Source organism: Oceanobacillus sp. FSL K6-0127 (assembly GCF_037983385.1).
GTDB lineage: Bacteria > Bacillota > Bacilli > Bacillales > Amphibacillaceae > Oceanobacillus > Oceanobacillus profundus.
Window position 1 is genome coordinate 2,622,753 of sequence record NZ_CP150287.1, and the last position, 15,326, is coordinate 2,638,078.

15 protein-coding genes are annotated in these 15,326 nt (G+C 35.2%); all 15 read left to right on the plus strand.

What is annotated here, in order from left to right:
- Positions 1–497: 497 nt before the first annotated feature.
- The 15 genes from MHH64_RS12940 (at position 498) to MHH64_RS13010 (ending at position 15,249) form a co-directional block, all read left to right on the plus strand.
- Positions 498–1,625 (plus strand): AAA family ATPase, encoded by a 1,128-nt coding sequence (locus MHH64_RS12940; protein ID WP_340001878.1) that lies wholly within the window; start codon positions 498–500, stop codon positions 1,623–1,625.
- Complete coding sequence (locus tag MHH64_RS12945) at positions 1,618–2,862, plus strand: CpaF family protein (RefSeq protein WP_240033757.1); 1,245 nt, start codon at positions 1,618–1,620, stop codon at positions 2,860–2,862. The genes MHH64_RS12940 and MHH64_RS12945 overlap by 8 nt, the downstream gene beginning before the upstream one ends.
- Positions 2,863–2,866: 4 nt before the next feature.
- A complete protein-coding gene (locus MHH64_RS12950) occupies positions 2,867–3,814 on the plus strand; it encodes a type II secretion system F family protein (protein WP_095307119.1) in 948 nt (315 codons plus the stop codon).
- A 6-nt stretch (positions 3,815–3,820) separates the two neighbouring features.
- Positions 3,821–4,684 (plus strand): type II secretion system F family protein, encoded by an 864-nt coding sequence (locus tag MHH64_RS12955; RefSeq protein WP_095307118.1) that lies wholly within the window; start codon positions 3,821–3,823, stop codon positions 4,682–4,684.
- Positions 4,685–4,731: 47 nt separating this feature from the next.
- Positions 4,732–4,920, plus strand: a complete 189-nt coding sequence (locus tag MHH64_RS12960) for a Flp1 family type IVb pilin (RefSeq protein ID WP_118889101.1) — start codon at positions 4,732–4,734, stop codon at positions 4,918–4,920.
- A gap of 21 nt (positions 4,921–4,941) precedes the next feature.
- Positions 4,942–5,607 (plus strand): TadE family protein, encoded by a 666-nt coding sequence (locus tag MHH64_RS12965; protein ID WP_095307116.1) that lies wholly within the window; start codon positions 4,942–4,944, stop codon positions 5,605–5,607.
- A 12-nt stretch (positions 5,608–5,619) separates the two neighbouring features.
- Positions 5,620–7,764: a DUF5702 domain-containing protein gene (locus MHH64_RS12970; RefSeq protein WP_118889102.1), complete on the plus strand. Its 2,145-nt coding sequence runs from the start codon at positions 5,620–5,622 to the stop codon at positions 7,762–7,764.
- A gap of 21 nt (positions 7,765–7,785) precedes the next feature.
- Positions 7,786–8,445: a DUF4352 domain-containing protein gene (locus tag MHH64_RS12975; RefSeq protein ID WP_303447306.1), complete on the plus strand. Its 660-nt coding sequence runs from the start codon at positions 7,786–7,788 to the stop codon at positions 8,443–8,445.
- Positions 8,446–8,530: 85 nt separating this feature from the next.
- Positions 8,531–9,106 carry a TadE family protein gene (locus MHH64_RS12980; RefSeq protein WP_118889104.1) on the plus strand — a complete coding sequence of 192 codons (576 nt, stop codon included), beginning with the start codon at positions 8,531–8,533 and terminating at the stop codon, positions 9,104–9,106.
- 35 nt (positions 9,107–9,141) lie between these two features.
- Positions 9,142–9,654 (plus strand): prepilin peptidase, encoded by a 513-nt coding sequence (locus MHH64_RS12985; RefSeq protein ID WP_118889105.1) that lies wholly within the window; start codon positions 9,142–9,144, stop codon positions 9,652–9,654.
- A 63-nt stretch (positions 9,655–9,717) separates the two neighbouring features.
- Positions 9,718–10,236 carry an A24 family peptidase gene (locus MHH64_RS12990; protein WP_340001879.1) on the plus strand — a complete coding sequence of 173 codons (519 nt, stop codon included), beginning with the start codon at positions 9,718–9,720 and terminating at the stop codon, positions 10,234–10,236.
- 234 nt (positions 10,237–10,470) lie between these two features.
- Positions 10,471–11,976 carry a DUF6382 domain-containing protein gene (locus tag MHH64_RS12995; protein WP_340001880.1) on the plus strand — a complete coding sequence of 502 codons (1,506 nt, stop codon included), beginning with the start codon at positions 10,471–10,473 and terminating at the stop codon, positions 11,974–11,976.
- A complete protein-coding gene (locus tag MHH64_RS13000) occupies positions 11,973–12,917 on the plus strand; it encodes a protein phosphatase 2C domain-containing protein (protein ID WP_251659040.1) in 945 nt (314 codons plus the stop codon). The genes MHH64_RS12995 and MHH64_RS13000 overlap by 4 nt, the downstream gene beginning before the upstream one ends.
- An 18-nt stretch (positions 12,918–12,935) precedes the next feature.
- Positions 12,936–13,844 carry a serine/threonine-protein kinase gene (locus MHH64_RS13005; protein ID WP_251659039.1) on the plus strand — a complete coding sequence of 303 codons (909 nt, stop codon included), beginning with the start codon at positions 12,936–12,938 and terminating at the stop codon, positions 13,842–13,844.
- A gap of 25 nt (positions 13,845–13,869) precedes the next feature.
- Positions 13,870–15,249, plus strand: a complete 1,380-nt coding sequence (locus tag MHH64_RS13010) for a type VII secretion protein EssB/YukC (RefSeq protein ID WP_095307104.1) — start codon at positions 13,870–13,872, stop codon at positions 15,247–15,249.
- Positions 15,250–15,326: the final 77 nt, after the last annotated feature.

Below are 15,326 nucleotides of genomic sequence, written 5' to 3' on the forward strand. Positions count from 1 at the left end.
TAGTCGCACTCAAACTTTAGTTCGTAATATACACATATTTATTTATAAAGTACTATCAAAAAGCGATTTTTTGAAAGATGGAAAACGTTAACAAACATTTCATTATTATTACATTTACATTACATTCCCGAAAAAAGTCAGCTAATTATTTCCATCTAGTTATATTGATCTATGTCAATGCGATTATACAATTCCTTATTTTCCCAATCGGAAATATGAATAATTTTTTGAAAATAAAATAAAGCATTCTATTTTTTAATGATTCTTTCAAAAATAGACTAGAATACGAACGTTTAATCGAAATTGTCGATATATCATATGTATTTATCCAAATATCTTAAATTAAAACTATATCCTTATCTTAAATTCAAGATAATTCCCGAACTAAACCAGGACTATATAACTGTTTTTGGTAAAACCCCTTAAAATTATGTGACAGATTTAGTAATATTATGTGAGTAAAAAGTGAAGGCATAATTAATATGGTGGTGAATGAATTGAAAAAAATACGAATTGTCGTGGCAGACCATAATAGTAGCTATATGGAATCATTATCAGCCTTTTTGCGCATATCAGAGGAAGCGTCACGATTTATCGTTACATATTTTTCTGAACAAGGTAAACTGGAATCCTATTTAAAACGAGGAGACATAATCGACATTATGTTAATTAGCCCAGAGCTATATGATCCAATGCTAAATATAGCTCCTGAAACATGCATTATTCTACTCGAGGATGATCAGCTATCGACAAGGAGAGAATCGATGGAAGCTGTGTTTCGATACCAGCGGTTAAATCAACTTATTTCCAGTATCCTTGCAATCTATTATGAGCGAAATCAATCAGCAGGTAAGCTGCTTGCAAGAAGCAAGAAAACGAAAGTAATAACAGTTTATTCTCCAATAGGAGGATGCGGTAAGACGGCAATTGCTACAAACTTAAGTAAGCAGTTGGCACTTAATCATGCGAAAGTATTTTATTTAAATCTTGAGCTATTAAATACTACAAGACTATATTTTACATCTGCTGAAGATAATCCGTCATTGCAAATATTTTATTATGTAAAAGCAGAATCACCTCAGCTTTTGTCTAAAATTGAAGCGTTGAAAAAGTACGACGCATATTCAATGGTTGATTATTTCGACATTGAGATTAGTGCCGATGAGTTGCTTGAATTCAATGAGGCTGATGTAAAGCGATTAATTAATGGAATTGTTGAAACAGGTGCTTATGATTATATTGTTGTCGATCTTGATAGTTCCTTGCACGAAAGAAACATCGCAGCTATCAAAGAATGCGACCAGATCATCTGGCCAATTGCAAACGATGTGCAAAGTTTATTAAAAACAAAGTCGTTTTTTGAAGAAGAACTAAAGTTGATGGGTAAAGAAAACATCGTTAAAGATAAGCTAACAGTTCTTTTAAATAAGTATACTGGATCGATGGTAGGTACGATGGGGGAGTATGGGATATCCGTAGATGGCTACCTGCCATTTATAGAAAACTGGATCAACATGCAATCCAGCTCTGAAATATTAGGAAATGAACAATTTAATCAAGAGCTTCAATCCATTATTCACGATAAGATTATAGTCGAACTGGAGGGGGTTTCTACCATTGGTTGAGGAACAAATTGTGAAGAATCTCATTCGGCAGCTTAGAGAAACCTTAGATTTAATGCACTCGATTACGAATGATGAATTAAAGGAATATGTAGAGGCTGCAGTATTTGACTATGCGAAGGAGCAACATTTGAAGTCTACGGAGATTAAATATCTCGTTGAGCGAGTCTATAACTCATTTCGTGGTTATGACGTTCTACAGCCATTAATTGATGATAAGACAATTACAGAGATTATGATTAATAATCATAAAGAGATTTTTATCGAACGATTTGGTTCAACGACAAAGGTAGATATTCAGTTTGAAAGTGAGCAAAAATTAGAGGATATCATTCAATCGATTGTATCGAAAGTGGATCGTGTGGTTAATGAATCTTCACCAATTGTTGATGCCAGATTACAAGACGGATCTAGGGTAAATGTGGTTCTTCCACCGATCGCCTTAAAAGGCCCAGTAATGACGATTCGGAAATTTCCTGATAAACCACTGCTCATTGAGGATTTAATCAAATATGATTCGATTTCCGAAGAAGCAGCTGAATTCTTAAGGAAACTTGTCATCTCGAAGTATAATATTTTTATTGGTGGAGGTACGGGTTCAGGAAAAACAACATTTTTAAACGTACTTTCAAATTTTATTCCGCAACACGAACGAATCATTACGATTGAGGATTCTGCTGAGCTTCAAATTAAAAATGTTCCGAATCTTGTTAGTTTGGAAACACGAAATGCAAATACAGAAGGAAAGGGAGAAATTACAATTCGTGATTTAATCAAATCTTCCTTGCGTATGCGGCCAGATCGAATCATCGTCGGGGAAGTACGTGGTGCCGAAGCACTTGATATGCTGCAGGCGATGAACACTGGTCATGATGGTTCGCTTTCCACTGGTCATGCTAACTCTGTAAAAGATATGCTGAGCAGACTTGAAACAATGGTGCTGAATGGTGCAACCCTACCAGTGGAAGTTATTCGTAAGCAAATTTCTTCAGCGATTGATATTATGATTCACTTAATGCGCTTGCGAGATAATTCAAGGAAAATTGTCGCGATAAGTGAAGTGCTTGGTGTTGAAAATGGTGAAGTCGTTTTAAATCCACTTTATGAATTCGTGGAAGAAGGAGAAAAAGAGAATGGTGAAGTAATCGGAAAACTCGTTTCTACAGGTAATAATCTGGTTAACCAGTCAAAAGCGAATCTTGCAGGTATCGAAGTAGATCATGAAAAGGTAAGCGGGTGATGCTATGGCGGATATTATTTTAGTTATCCTATTGGTTGCTTTAGTAGCAGGGTATATTATCGCTGTATCAAAAAGAAAGAAACGAGAGGAAAACCAAACGGAACTGGCGGATGAAGTTGCCAAAAATACAGAGCTGGAACAACTAAAAAAGAAGCATTTTATGGAACGGATGCGTCATCGATCAGATAAGCAAATCGAGTCACATCTTGTCGATTACGCGGAGTATCACCTCTTGATGAGAGAGTATATCTTTTATGCAGCTCTTGCAATCATATTTTTCGCATTTATCGGTTATTTATTTTATGAAAGCTTTATAGCTGCGATTATCTTTGGGGCTGCTGGATTGTTTTATCCGAAAATCCAGAAGAAAACACTCTTAGAAAAACGCAAGGAAAAATTAAAATTACAATTTAAGGAAGCAATTGCCTCGCTGTCCTCATCGCTTGCAGCAGGTAGGTCAATCGAGAATAGCTTCAAAGAAGTTGTGTCAGATCTATATCTTCTATATCCAGATCCAAAAACAGAAATTATTCAGGAGTTCGAGATTATTAATCGGCGAATTGAAAATGGAGAGACAATCGAGAATGCAATTTTAGATTTCAGTATCCGTTCCGATATTGAAGATATTCAAAATTTTGCGGATGTTTTCATTACGTGTAAGCGGTCTGGCGGGAACCTCGTAGAAGTTATTCGAAGAACGTCAGATATTATTAGTGAAAAAATTGATATTCAGCAAGAAGTTGCCGTCATGATTGCATCCAAGAAATTCGAATCACGAATTTTAAGTGTTGCACCGGTAGGAATGATTTTATTATTGAAATACAGTGCAGAGGATTACTTAGCTCCAATGTATGATTGGAGTTCGGGCGGTCCGCTGATTATGACAGTTTGTTTGGGGATCCTTATTTTTTCCTATTGGTTTGGGCAACGAATTATGGATATTAAGGTGTGATGAAGTATGATGGTCTATGGCATATTGACCTTAGTGATAATTTTTATATATTTTGGAATTTCCGTTAAAGTTGGGAAGCAATATGATGTAGTTGTTGAGGACTTTAAAAACGACTATCCGCTAATGTTTATGGCTCCTGTATCATTATTTATTATTGATAATTTAAAGATTATGGAGCGGCTATACAGTCAAATTGCAAAAATACAACAAAAAATGATTAGTTTATATGGCAACAGAACAGCGTTGCAGCATACGAGAATGTATGTGGCACAACTAATTTCAACGTCACTTGTATGTTTATTAGGAACATTTTTATTTACGTTATTATCTGAAGGTGATGTGACGATCTTTATCGTTGGGATTTTATTCACTGTTCTAATTCCATATGCAATGATTAGCAAGCTCTCGAGTCAAGAAAAGGAACGGAAGGAAAAAATTCTTACGGAGCTCCCAGAAGTAGTGAATAAAATTATTTTGTTAGTGAATGCCGGGGAAACAGTGCAGCAAGCATTAATCCGATGTGTTACGCAAACAAATGACCCGAATTCTCCACTAATTAAAGAATTAACTGAAACAGTTAATAAAATGGTGAGTAATGAACCTTTTCATCAAGTATTGAATGATTTAAGTAAAAAATGTGGTGTACAAGAAATCTCGATTTTTACTACAACAATTTTATTAAATTATCGTAAGGGTGGTAATGATTTAATTCTTGCATTACGTGAATTGTCTCATGAGTTATGGGAGAAGCGAAAGTCCATTTCCAAGACAAAAGGGGAAGAGGCGTCATCTAAGCTCGTATTCCCGCTTATACTCATTTTTGTAGCGGTTATGATTATTGTTGGTTTTCCTGCACTTACCATCTTGTAAGTACAGGTTACAAAATATAAAACAAAAGAATTTTAGGAGGAAGAAAAATGAATATGATTAAAGAATCGATTAAGAACTTTTGGAATGATGAGGAAGGCTTACAGACATTGGAAATTATGTTGATTATAGCTGTTATTGTCGTAATTGCATTACTATTTAGAGATCGAATTATGGTTTGGATTGAGGATTTATTGAATTTCGGTGATAAGAATATTGGTGAATTCCAGCAGGAGTAACCTTTTGAGGGGACTTAAATTATGCAATTCATGAAAAAATATTTAAAAAGAATTAAAAAGGATGAGCATGGGGCATTTACGATCGAAGCATCAGTAATATTCCCGATATTATTACTTTTAACCTTAAGTTTTATCTTTTTTGCACTGGTAATCTATCAGCAATCCGTTCTCCACTACAGTGCAAATACAGTAGCAGAACGACTGGCATTTGTTTGGGATAACAGTGATAAAGATATTGATACTGGGGAATTTGATAAATATACTACTTTCCCTGGTGGAGATGGTCTCTACTGGAGATTAACAAGTGATCAGTACCTATCTCAGTTTGGAATTGATATATTCTCCAGAGGAAATGCAACCGTACAAATTGGTTCTGGCGGTGGTGGCAGTTTACCACAGCAGAAGCTGGGAAGAGCTACAACGGATATCCTGCCACCCGGAGCCACTGGTGAAGTGCAATACAACAATGGGTTAGCAGGTAGTGAAATCGTTGTTAAATTAAGAAGTCCCTTGAATTTGCCTTCCTCATTAAGCAGCTTGTTTGGTATAAATGAAATTGAGGCAGAGGCCAGTCATGTAGTTACAGAACCTACTGAATTTATTCGAACAACAGACTTGGTTATGTATGCTGTAAAATCAATAGCAGATTACTCCGGGTATATAACAAAATTTATATCTGGAAATTAAAGGAGGGTAATTTTGAAGAAAAGATTTAAAACAGCATTTCGGCACTTTATAGTGAATGAAAATGGAGCTGTTTCTATTTATGTTATTATAGTTACCCTCTTACTATTCTTATTTAATGCAGTATTAATAGATTTTGTTCGAATAATGGTGGCTGAGAATCAGGTGGAGCAGGCTTCTAAAAGCGCAATTCGTTCTGCATTCTCTTCCTACAATAAGGACGTACAGAATAAAGGATTGTTTATCATAAATGAAAATGCTGAAGATCCAGGAGAGATATTTGAGAAGGTATTTGAAAATAATTTACAAGTAGAAGAAGGTAGCTATTTCAGATTTGTAGATACGAAAATGGAGAGTACTAGCTTCGCACCTGATTCTGGGCGTACTTTTTCTAATAAGGAAATTGTTAAACACCAGATATTAGAGGATATGAAATACACTGCACCGATAGAGTTTGGGAAAGTTATACTAGATGGTATCCTGCCTTATTCCTGTACCATGCTGGAAGCAGAAATATATGTTGATATTTCCAAAGATGTTAACGATTTAGTTAAAGATAGAGATGCAGAAATGGAAAAAGCAATTAACCATATGAAGAATGCCTATAATCAATTAGATTCAGTTGATAATAAGGTTAATGGTACAAATGCATCTACATATCCTAACCTAAATAATCTTGGTAATGCGATAGATCATTTTCCAACATACATTGAAGATGAAGATTCAGAGTTTGAAGATGACCTCAGGAATTTATTGAAAGATATTCGGGATAATGCAAATACAAATAAAACCGAATTAGAAGCTGCAATTGTTGATTTGAACAATGCAAAGGAAATTAATGAAGCTATTCAGAAAAAAATTGATGATACAAGGGAAGAAGTTGAAGGAAAATATGGAGACCTTTCCGATAGTCAATGTAGTGATAGCTCCATGTCAGATGTTCAAAATGAAATAAGTGAATTAACGGATATGATAAACGATTATGTTTTGGATAGCTCTTTTTTCACAACAGCCCGTTCTAATATTGAAGAGGCTTTGGATAGTGTTGATGATGGCGGTCAACCAGGAGCATCGACAAGGCTTTTGCCATATGTAAAATATCAAATTGAAACATTATCTGAGATACTTGAATTTGATTTAACAGCTTTTCGTCCACCATTCAATAATATTATCAGTAAGTTTAATACAGCACTGAATGATACAGATGAGGCCAGAAAATATATTGATAATAATTATGAGGAAACAGACACTGGAGTTGATGGTGGAGAAGATAACAGTGGTCTTTCGGATGCATTGAGAGAACTTGAAAAAATAAAAGACATCTTTCAAAAAGGAATTGCTTTTACGCAGGATTTCCCAGTCTATACTGAACTAGAATCATTAGTTCAAACATATGGCAATGCTTCGTTGAACAACCCGGGAAACCTTGACTTGGAGGATCCTGAAGATAGTGCATCAGATGCATTTGATATCGTATCAAATTTATTTAAGAGTCTTGGGGACCTATCCACTGAAATTAGAAACAAAGCATATATAAATGAGTATATTCTTACGAGATTTGAAGCAGATGACAGTTTAGGTATAATGGAACCTGGCAGTTATCCGGAAAATTTTCTATTTATAAATAGAGAAGTGGAATATATTTTATATGGTCATCATGCACCGGGAATAAATTATGCAAATGCATTATTGGAATTATCAGCAACAAGATTTGCGTTTAATTTTATTTCATCATTTTCACAACCGCAAGTGCAAGCAGTAGTACTTCCGTTACCAAAATTTTTGGCCGCAGTAGGTTGGTCTTTTACCGAGACAGTAAATGATATTACAAAGTTGACTAAAGGTGAGGAAGTTCCATTATTGAAAATTAGGGGAGTTAGATCATTCTCAACAGATTACAAATTTTATTTAAGGCTTTTCTTGTTTCTGCATCCAGATCCGGATGATGAACGTATCACTCGAATTCAGTCTGTCATTGATCAGAAATCATCTGATGATTTAGAAAATGCACCCATCTATGCCACAGCAAATGCAGAAGCTTCGATTGATTTGTGGTTTCTTCCAGGAATCATTGATATGCTTGGAAGTACAAATATATTAGAAGGTCAGGTAAGAAATGGCAGATACTATATCGATACGGAAACAAACTACTCTTACTAAGTATGACAGGAGGAATATGAAATGAAAAAACTGTTTATGGGTCTGTTTTCTATTGCATTATTATCAAGCTTGCTCGTTGCTTGTAATAATGATGAACAAGATGAAGAAGTGGAGGACACTCCAGTTACGGAAGAAGAGACATCAGAAACACCTGAGGATGAGGCTACCGAGAATGAAGATGAAGATACTTCTGAAGGTGAAGAAAATAATCAGGAAGATGATTCAAATGAATCAGCATCAGAAAACAACGGGGAGTATCCTGAGAATCAAGAAGGTTTAGGTATTGGCGATACTGGACATATCGGCAGCAACTTTGGCGAATTTGAGATTACGTTAAATTCAGTGGAAATAAAAGATGAAGTTGCTAATGATCCATCACGAGAAGGGAATTATGTACTTGTAGACGTGACTGTTAAAAACCTGACGAATGAACCGATTCCTGGTGCAGATGCATTAGGTAATACATTCCTATCTACAGACAGGGAATCAACTGGATTTGGATGGTTTAATATGGATGGTGTTGCAGAAGAGTGGCCAGAAATAGCACCCGGTGAGTCACATACTGGAGTTTTATTGTATGATCTTCCAGTTAATGACTTGTATGTGTTAAATACCGGAAGAAATTTTTCTGGTCTATCCAATGTAGTAGCATTTGAATTTACACAAGACGAAGCTAAATAACATGGAAATATAGACGAACATACTGGGGCTATTCTTATAATAGTAAGAATAGTTCTGGTTTATAAGTCTGTTTGGAGGATGCAGAATGCGATTAAAAAGTGAAAATGGAAGTATTACACTGGAAGCTGCGCTAGTTTTACCGTTCTTTATGTTATTTATAGTTTTTATGGCTTCTATCATCCGTATCTCTGTAGCAGAAATTGCACTGAACAAGTCTGTATCTGAAACAGCACAAATCATTTCAACACATGCCTATCCGGCAACGATTCTATCAGATCAAGTCGAGAATCTTGCAAGCGATAAACTGTCTGGTATTAGTACCAATATTATTAGTTTGGAGGACGTTGAAAAATTAGTTGGCACATCGTTAAAAGAGCTTTTGGATTTTGATCCTTCAAGTTCAAATTATATAGACCAACTTGGAGCGTCAGTTGTAACTCCAATCGTTCAGGAGAAATTTGCAGATAATATGAATTCCAATTCCGCCACGGGATCTAATATAAATGTTGAAGTTGAATTACCAGGATCGATCAATGGTGGTGCTGACTCGTACATTGGCATTACGGCAACTTACGACTTAGATTTAACTGTACCATTTGTTGATAGGACGATAACAATTAAAAAGCAGGCATATGAACGTCTTTGGGTTGGCGGATACTAATTTGAAGAAGAATAATACGTAGGTAAGGTGAACACATGTTGCAAATGAATGATTATTTCCTCTTTTTATTTATCATAATTGCATTTTTATGGGATATCCGAATCCAAAAAATACCAAATTGGTTAACAGCAGGTGGGATGTTGCTAGCATTTATCTTGCATCTTATTACAAATGGTATTGATGGATTCCTGTTTTCTGTTTTTGGTTTGATCGTTGCAACTGTGGTATGCCTGGTACTTTATGGTTTTAAAGCAATTGGTGCAGGTGATGTGAAGCTATTTGCAGCAATAGGTGGATTTGCAGGGATTCAAATCGTATTATATATCCTTATGTATTCCATTGTTTGTGGAGGGGTAATTGGTATACTTCTATTAATAATTACTAGAACGAAGCTGTATATCTTGTATAATAAAGGAATCCTTTTTTTAAATAGAAAATGGGATAAACAATTTGCCATTATTGATAAAGAATCGAAAATTATTTCTTTCCCTTTTATGTATGCAGTCCTTCCAGGGGTTATATTAACTTATACCTTTCTATTCATTTAAGTATTCTTAATTTCATTTTTTGTATGTAAAGGAAGTTTCTAGTTACGAGAAAGGGAGAGTCAGATGCTCGGGGTTCATGATTATATACTTTTTCTATTTTTAATAATTGCTTTCATTTCCGATATTAAAAATCAAAAACTACCGAACTGGCTAACTGTCGGCGGGATAGTTGTCGGGATAATTTATCATTTCATTACAGATGGTTTTGGCGGTCTTTTATTTTCTCTTCTTGGGTTATTAACTGCTGGCGGGATTTTCCTGATTTTGTACATCTTTAAAGCTATTGGAGCTGGGGATGTTAAGTTATTTGGAGCAATTGGTTCTTTGGTAGGCTTCGATATGGTGGTTAATATGATGGTTCTTTCAATCGTTTTTGCTGGAATACTTAGTGCACTAATTTTATTATTAACGAAAACATTTATGAAAAAAATGATTGATGCGTTTTTTTATTTAAGAGATTCATTATATATGAAAGACTATCGTAAATTAGAGGATTATAAAAAAAACAAGGCTACAAGATTTCCATTTATGTATGCAGTAGTTCCAGCAGTTGTTATCACTTACATATATCCAATTATTTGATGCATGAAAAAATGAACAAACGCATTTTTCCAACACCTCATTTTCATATTAAATCGAGATTTTAGGAAGCTGTATGAATATAAAGTCACAAAAGCAACTTGTTTTCCTTTTAAGAATGCTGATGCACAGCAATAATAGTTGTGTCTATTAAAGATTAAGAATGGTATTTAAGGCTAGCTGGAAAACAATCAACTATTTATTTAAATAGTACATAATCATGTAGGAGGAAAAAGAATGGGAACAATTTACAATCTGGAATATGATTATTCGACAGAGAATGGTCAATCAATCGTATTTTCCAAAAAAGACAACAAAAAATTAACGGCAGATGATTTAAATGCGGTTCAATTGAAGATGATTCAGTCTAATCGAATACCACATATGCTGCCAATGTCATTGGAGCATATTGACCTGGTTACAAAGCTCCATTATGATATAAATTCAAAACAGAAGCTAATTTCCTACTTTCGTGATAATAAAGCGTCAATGAATGATTATTATCAGTTATTTCTTTCTCTTATCAATACACTTGAGGAAGCCAGTTCCTATATGCTTGATCAGAAAAATTATATCTTACAGATGGAATTTCTATTTATCGGGCAAAATGCGAGCGATGTATATTTAACCTATTTACCAGTTATTGACCTTGATAAAAATACTAGTGTAATAGAAGATATGAAAAAACTATTAACGGACGTCGCTGGTGAAATTGAAGGTCTACAAGGAAATGAATTTAAAAGTATTTTGAACTACATTAAAAATGAATCCTTTAGTTTAAGTGGGTTAAAAACATTATTATTAGAGTTGATTTCACTTCGTTCTAATGTCAACCAAATGTATTCGAACCATGACTATCTGAATGGTAACCAGATGGAAGGAAGCTTTACGGAAAATCAAAACGCGGCAGAGCAGACGCGTTCTGAGCCAATTGTTGCTGGCAGTCAAAGTATGACGAAGAAAAAAGGGAAAAAGAAGCTACCGCCATTGACTTCTAGAACGAAAGTATATCTAATCATGGGCTCATTATTAGCCATAGCTCTCATTTGGAAGCTTTACGACATGTATAGAAATCCAGCCGTACTGCTAACAAGCAGTATCTTAACATTTGCTGTCATTGTAGCCGTATTTGTATTTTGGAAAATCTGGCGACCAGGTGTTGCTGCAGTTGAGACAGAAGTACCACAAGCAATAGATCAACCAATACATAATCAATCAAATCCGGAACCAAAAGTAAGACAAAAGCAGCAAAGATTTAATGTACAGATACCGAAACAACAGTATCAAACACAGTTTAGTCCTTCAAATGTTGCGCCAGTTGCAGCAGCGCAGGCAGATACAACGTTATTAGCACCAGATAATGAAGATACAGTGCTTTTAGAGGAAGAATCTAATTTATCCGTTGCTACGATGGAGAAGGAAGTTGACATTTCGGCTACACTCATCCGTACGTCAGCAGATGAAGCATCACAAACGATTGCAATCCATACAAATAACTTCTTAATCGGCAGAAACGAAGAGGCAGTTAACTACCCTGATACAGCTGTTGGCGTTTCAAGAATACATGCTGAAATTATTAAAATTGATAGTTCAAGCTTTGGTATTAAGGATTTAGGCTCGAAGAATGGCTCTAAATTAAATGGAGATCCAATGGTTCCATATAAGGTCTACGCATTAAAGGAAGATGATGAATTCGAACTTGGAAAAGCACATTATACATTCAAGTGGAGCAGTTCACAATGAGCAGAAATTGGCAAACAGGTGTAGCTACACACCAAGGTATGAAAAAAAGTAAAAATGAAGATTCCTATTTACATTTGATGGAGAAAGATACAAATGGAAATGAAATTGCGTTATTTGTAGTTGCAGATGGCATGGGTGGCTATCAAATTGGTGATATTGCAAGTCGTTTTGCGATTGCAGAGCTGGAGAAATGGTGGAATAAGAGAATATCAAAGTTAATTCGAAGAAAAGATACAATCGAGCGTGTTTTAAAAGAAACTGAACATACATTGCAGCAGATTAATAAAGGAATTAAAGCTCTATCACAGCAAACAGGGAAGAAGATGGGTACTACACTTTCGCTGATTGTCATGTATCAAGGATCGTACGCAGTTATTCATATAGGTGACAGTAGAATCTATCATATGAAAAACTGGAATTACGGTCTTCAGCAATATTTTCAACAAGAAGCTGTAAACGAGCAATATCTGTCGAGTCTATTAGAGGAACAGCACACAGAAATTCTTGAAACAGAGCCTGAGCTTCTAAAGCTGACGGAAGACCACTCGTGGGTGCAGGCACAAGTAACAAATGGAATATTGAGTGAAGAAGAGGCAAGAAGCCACCCAAAAAGACATGTACTCACGCAATGTCTTGGAATTGAAAGTACAATTAATGTGTATAGCCATAAAGGAACTTATCAAGCAAGTGACCTTTTTCTAGTTTGCAGTGATGGATTTTACTCATTGTTCTCCAATGAAGAAATTAAGAATATGCTGGTTAGTTTGGAAAAAGAGTACACCAATCTTCAAGCGATCTGTGATTACTTAATTAATTTCTCTAATTTTTCCGATGCAAATGATAATATTACGCTCATGCTTATTCGTAATTTATATGTAAATACGGATTATGCAGCAGAAAAGAAAGGGTTCTTTTCATTCTTAAAAGGAACCAAATTGTGATAGACGAGGTGTTTTGCGATGAATAAACATAATATCCATATTAAGAAAGGCGATATTTTAAATGGAAAATACCACGTTCTGTCACATATAGCTTCAGGCGGTATGTCAGAAGTTTATCTCGTTGAGGAAGTGAACGATACAAATCGGCGCTGGGCGGTAAAAATTACAAATATGGAAAGTAAGCTAGCATCCAAATTAATTGACGAGACAAAGCTGCTAAGTGAACTAGAACATTCTAACTTGCCACGTGTCATTGATTTTTTCTCAACAGAGAATTATTTCTTCCTAGTTCAGGAATACATTGATGCAGTGTCATTATCGGATTACTTTCAGCTATACAATAATCAATTGTCAGTAGATATGATCATAAAAATTGGAGTACAGCTGTGCGATGTACTTCACTATTTACATACACAGAAACCATTTCCTATTGTTTATCGAGATATTAAACCAGGAAACATTATGATCAATAAGGATAGAGAGATAAAGCTAATTGATTTCGGAATTGCAAGGAAGTTTCAGCATAATCGGATGAAGGACACCGTTCAAGTTGGCACAGTTGGTTTTGCAGCCCCGGAACAATTTGAAAAAAAACAAACCGATACGCGAACTGATTTATTTTCACTCGGAGCATTATTATATTACTTATTATCCCAAGGGAAATATGTCTATATCGTTCAAAAGCCAATCAAAAAATTACATAAAAGGCTTCCCAAAAGTCTTGATAGATGTGTTACACAATTAGTTGAACTCCAGCCAGAAGATCGCCTTCAAGATGCTCGAGAGGCAAAGATATTAATGCTAAAAGCAAAAGAAGAATGGGAAAATAAAAGGAGCCAAAAGTGGGATTGGTCGATTATTCGTCCCATTTCAATTGTATCGATATCGATTGTATTAATTGGTTACATTATCATTTCATTTATCTAAACTAAAATTAGAGGAGGTAACATGCATGGCAGAGCAAGAAAAGCTGCAATTTGGAACGATTGAGGAAAAAGATGATGTCGTCGTATATGAAATACCAATAGCGGAAACGAATCTAGTAGAAGCAGAGCAGCTTGAAGAGTTGAAACGAAAGGATGCTTTGTTTTTTGAATGTCAGCATTATGTAGTTGAACAGCAAATCATTCGGATATTTTATAAAAAAGAAAGCAATTATAAAAAATTAAAAGATTATAGGCATGTATCCAATGAATTAAAGAAAAAAGCTGCATTGAACATGTTGAAGATAGAGAGCTTGATTGGTACCCAGTATACAACATTGGTTCATCCGGAAAATATTTATGTAAATGCAGAAGGTGATATTAAATTTGCTCACCGAGGAATTCGTTCTGTCTTTCCAAAAGAGGAAATGAATACAGCTGAGCTTTTAGAAGAACTGAAGAGGGTTTTGTTATACGTTTACAGTTCCTATCAATTTAATGAAATTAGCGAAAAGCTGGCCGGCCTGAAATTTAATGAGCCGATTGCAGAAAGTATTCGTCGCGTTCAATCAATAAGTGATTTAAAACAAATCCTTCATAAGGAACAAAGATCACCTGCACCGCCACCAATTAAGCAGCAAGCTGAAAAAACGCAAAATCCGAATAAAAAAATGACGCTCTTATCAGGAGTGCTTCTCGGTCTTATTATTGGGATGCTTGTCATTTATGTGATTCAAGTTATTCCACTTAACAACGAAGTAAATTCCGCAGCAGCTGAAGGGGAAGCGAAGTCGGCGGAGAATATCGAAATGCTAACTGAGAAAAATAAAGAGATTCAGCAGTTACTAGATGATAACCGAACCGTTATGCATGCATATCGTTCTACGATTGTAGGAGATACCGAAGAAGCAATTACGCAATTTGAATCAGCAAATCAACTGGATGAAAGTGCAGAACGTACATTAATGGAACAATATATTGAATTAGATACTGTTGAAAGTCTTACAGCTGCAGCTGGCCTGGGGGAAGCTTATCATAAAGAGGTTATAAAATCACTTGTTGCAAAGAATTCAGATAAGGCAAAAGAAGCAATTTTAGCAATTGAATCCAGTCTGGCCGAGGTACAAATTGAACAAGCTTGGATCAATAAATCTTATGAGGAAGTTGTAACGCTTCATGATGCATTAGCAGATAACAAGCGTGCAAAATTATTAGCAGCAAGAAGTTATATTCAATTAGATGATACAGAGGAAGCAATTAAACTAGCAAAAGATCTTGATAATAAAAAGCTTCACATTACAGCACTGAAAAGGGAAAAAAAGCTGATTGAAGCAAATGATGATTTGGATAAAGATGAAAAAGAAGAGGCAATCGATAAAATTGATGATCAGATTGATGATCTTAATTAATGTGTAAATCTGAATTTTACTGCGTAAATTGGTACTGATACATCGAGAAAGCTGTATAATATTGCATTATACAGCTT

Coding starts and splice junctions, on each gene's coding strand:
- MHH64_RS12950 (WP_095307119.1), top strand. CDS start 2,867: ATGGCGGATATTATTTTAGTTATCCTATTGGTTGCTTTAGTAGCAGGG.
- MHH64_RS12955 (WP_095307118.1), top strand. CDS start 3,821: ATGATGGTCTATGGCATATTGACCTTAGTGATAATTTTTATATATTTT.
- MHH64_RS12960 (WP_118889101.1), top strand. CDS start 4,732: ATGAATATGATTAAAGAATCGATTAAGAACTTTTGGAATGATGAGGAA.
- MHH64_RS12965 (WP_095307116.1), top strand. CDS start 4,942: ATGCAATTCATGAAAAAATATTTAAAAAGAATTAAAAAGGATGAGCAT.
- MHH64_RS12975 (WP_303447306.1), top strand. CDS start 7,786: ATGAAAAAACTGTTTATGGGTCTGTTTTCTATTGCATTATTATCAAGC.
- MHH64_RS12980 (WP_118889104.1), top strand. CDS start 8,531: ATGCGATTAAAAAGTGAAAATGGAAGTATTACACTGGAAGCTGCGCTA.
- MHH64_RS12985 (WP_118889105.1), top strand. CDS start 9,142: ATGTTGCAAATGAATGATTATTTCCTCTTTTTATTTATCATAATTGCA.
- MHH64_RS12990 (WP_340001879.1), top strand. CDS start 9,718: ATGCTCGGGGTTCATGATTATATACTTTTTCTATTTTTAATAATTGCT.
- MHH64_RS12995 (WP_340001880.1), top strand. CDS start 10,471: ATGGGAACAATTTACAATCTGGAATATGATTATTCGACAGAGAATGGT.
- MHH64_RS13000 (WP_251659040.1), top strand. CDS start 11,973: ATGAGCAGAAATTGGCAAACAGGTGTAGCTACACACCAAGGTATGAAA.
- MHH64_RS13005 (WP_251659039.1), top strand. CDS start 12,936: ATGAATAAACATAATATCCATATTAAGAAAGGCGATATTTTAAATGGA.
- MHH64_RS13010 (WP_095307104.1), top strand. CDS start 13,870: ATGGCAGAGCAAGAAAAGCTGCAATTTGGAACGATTGAGGAAAAAGAT.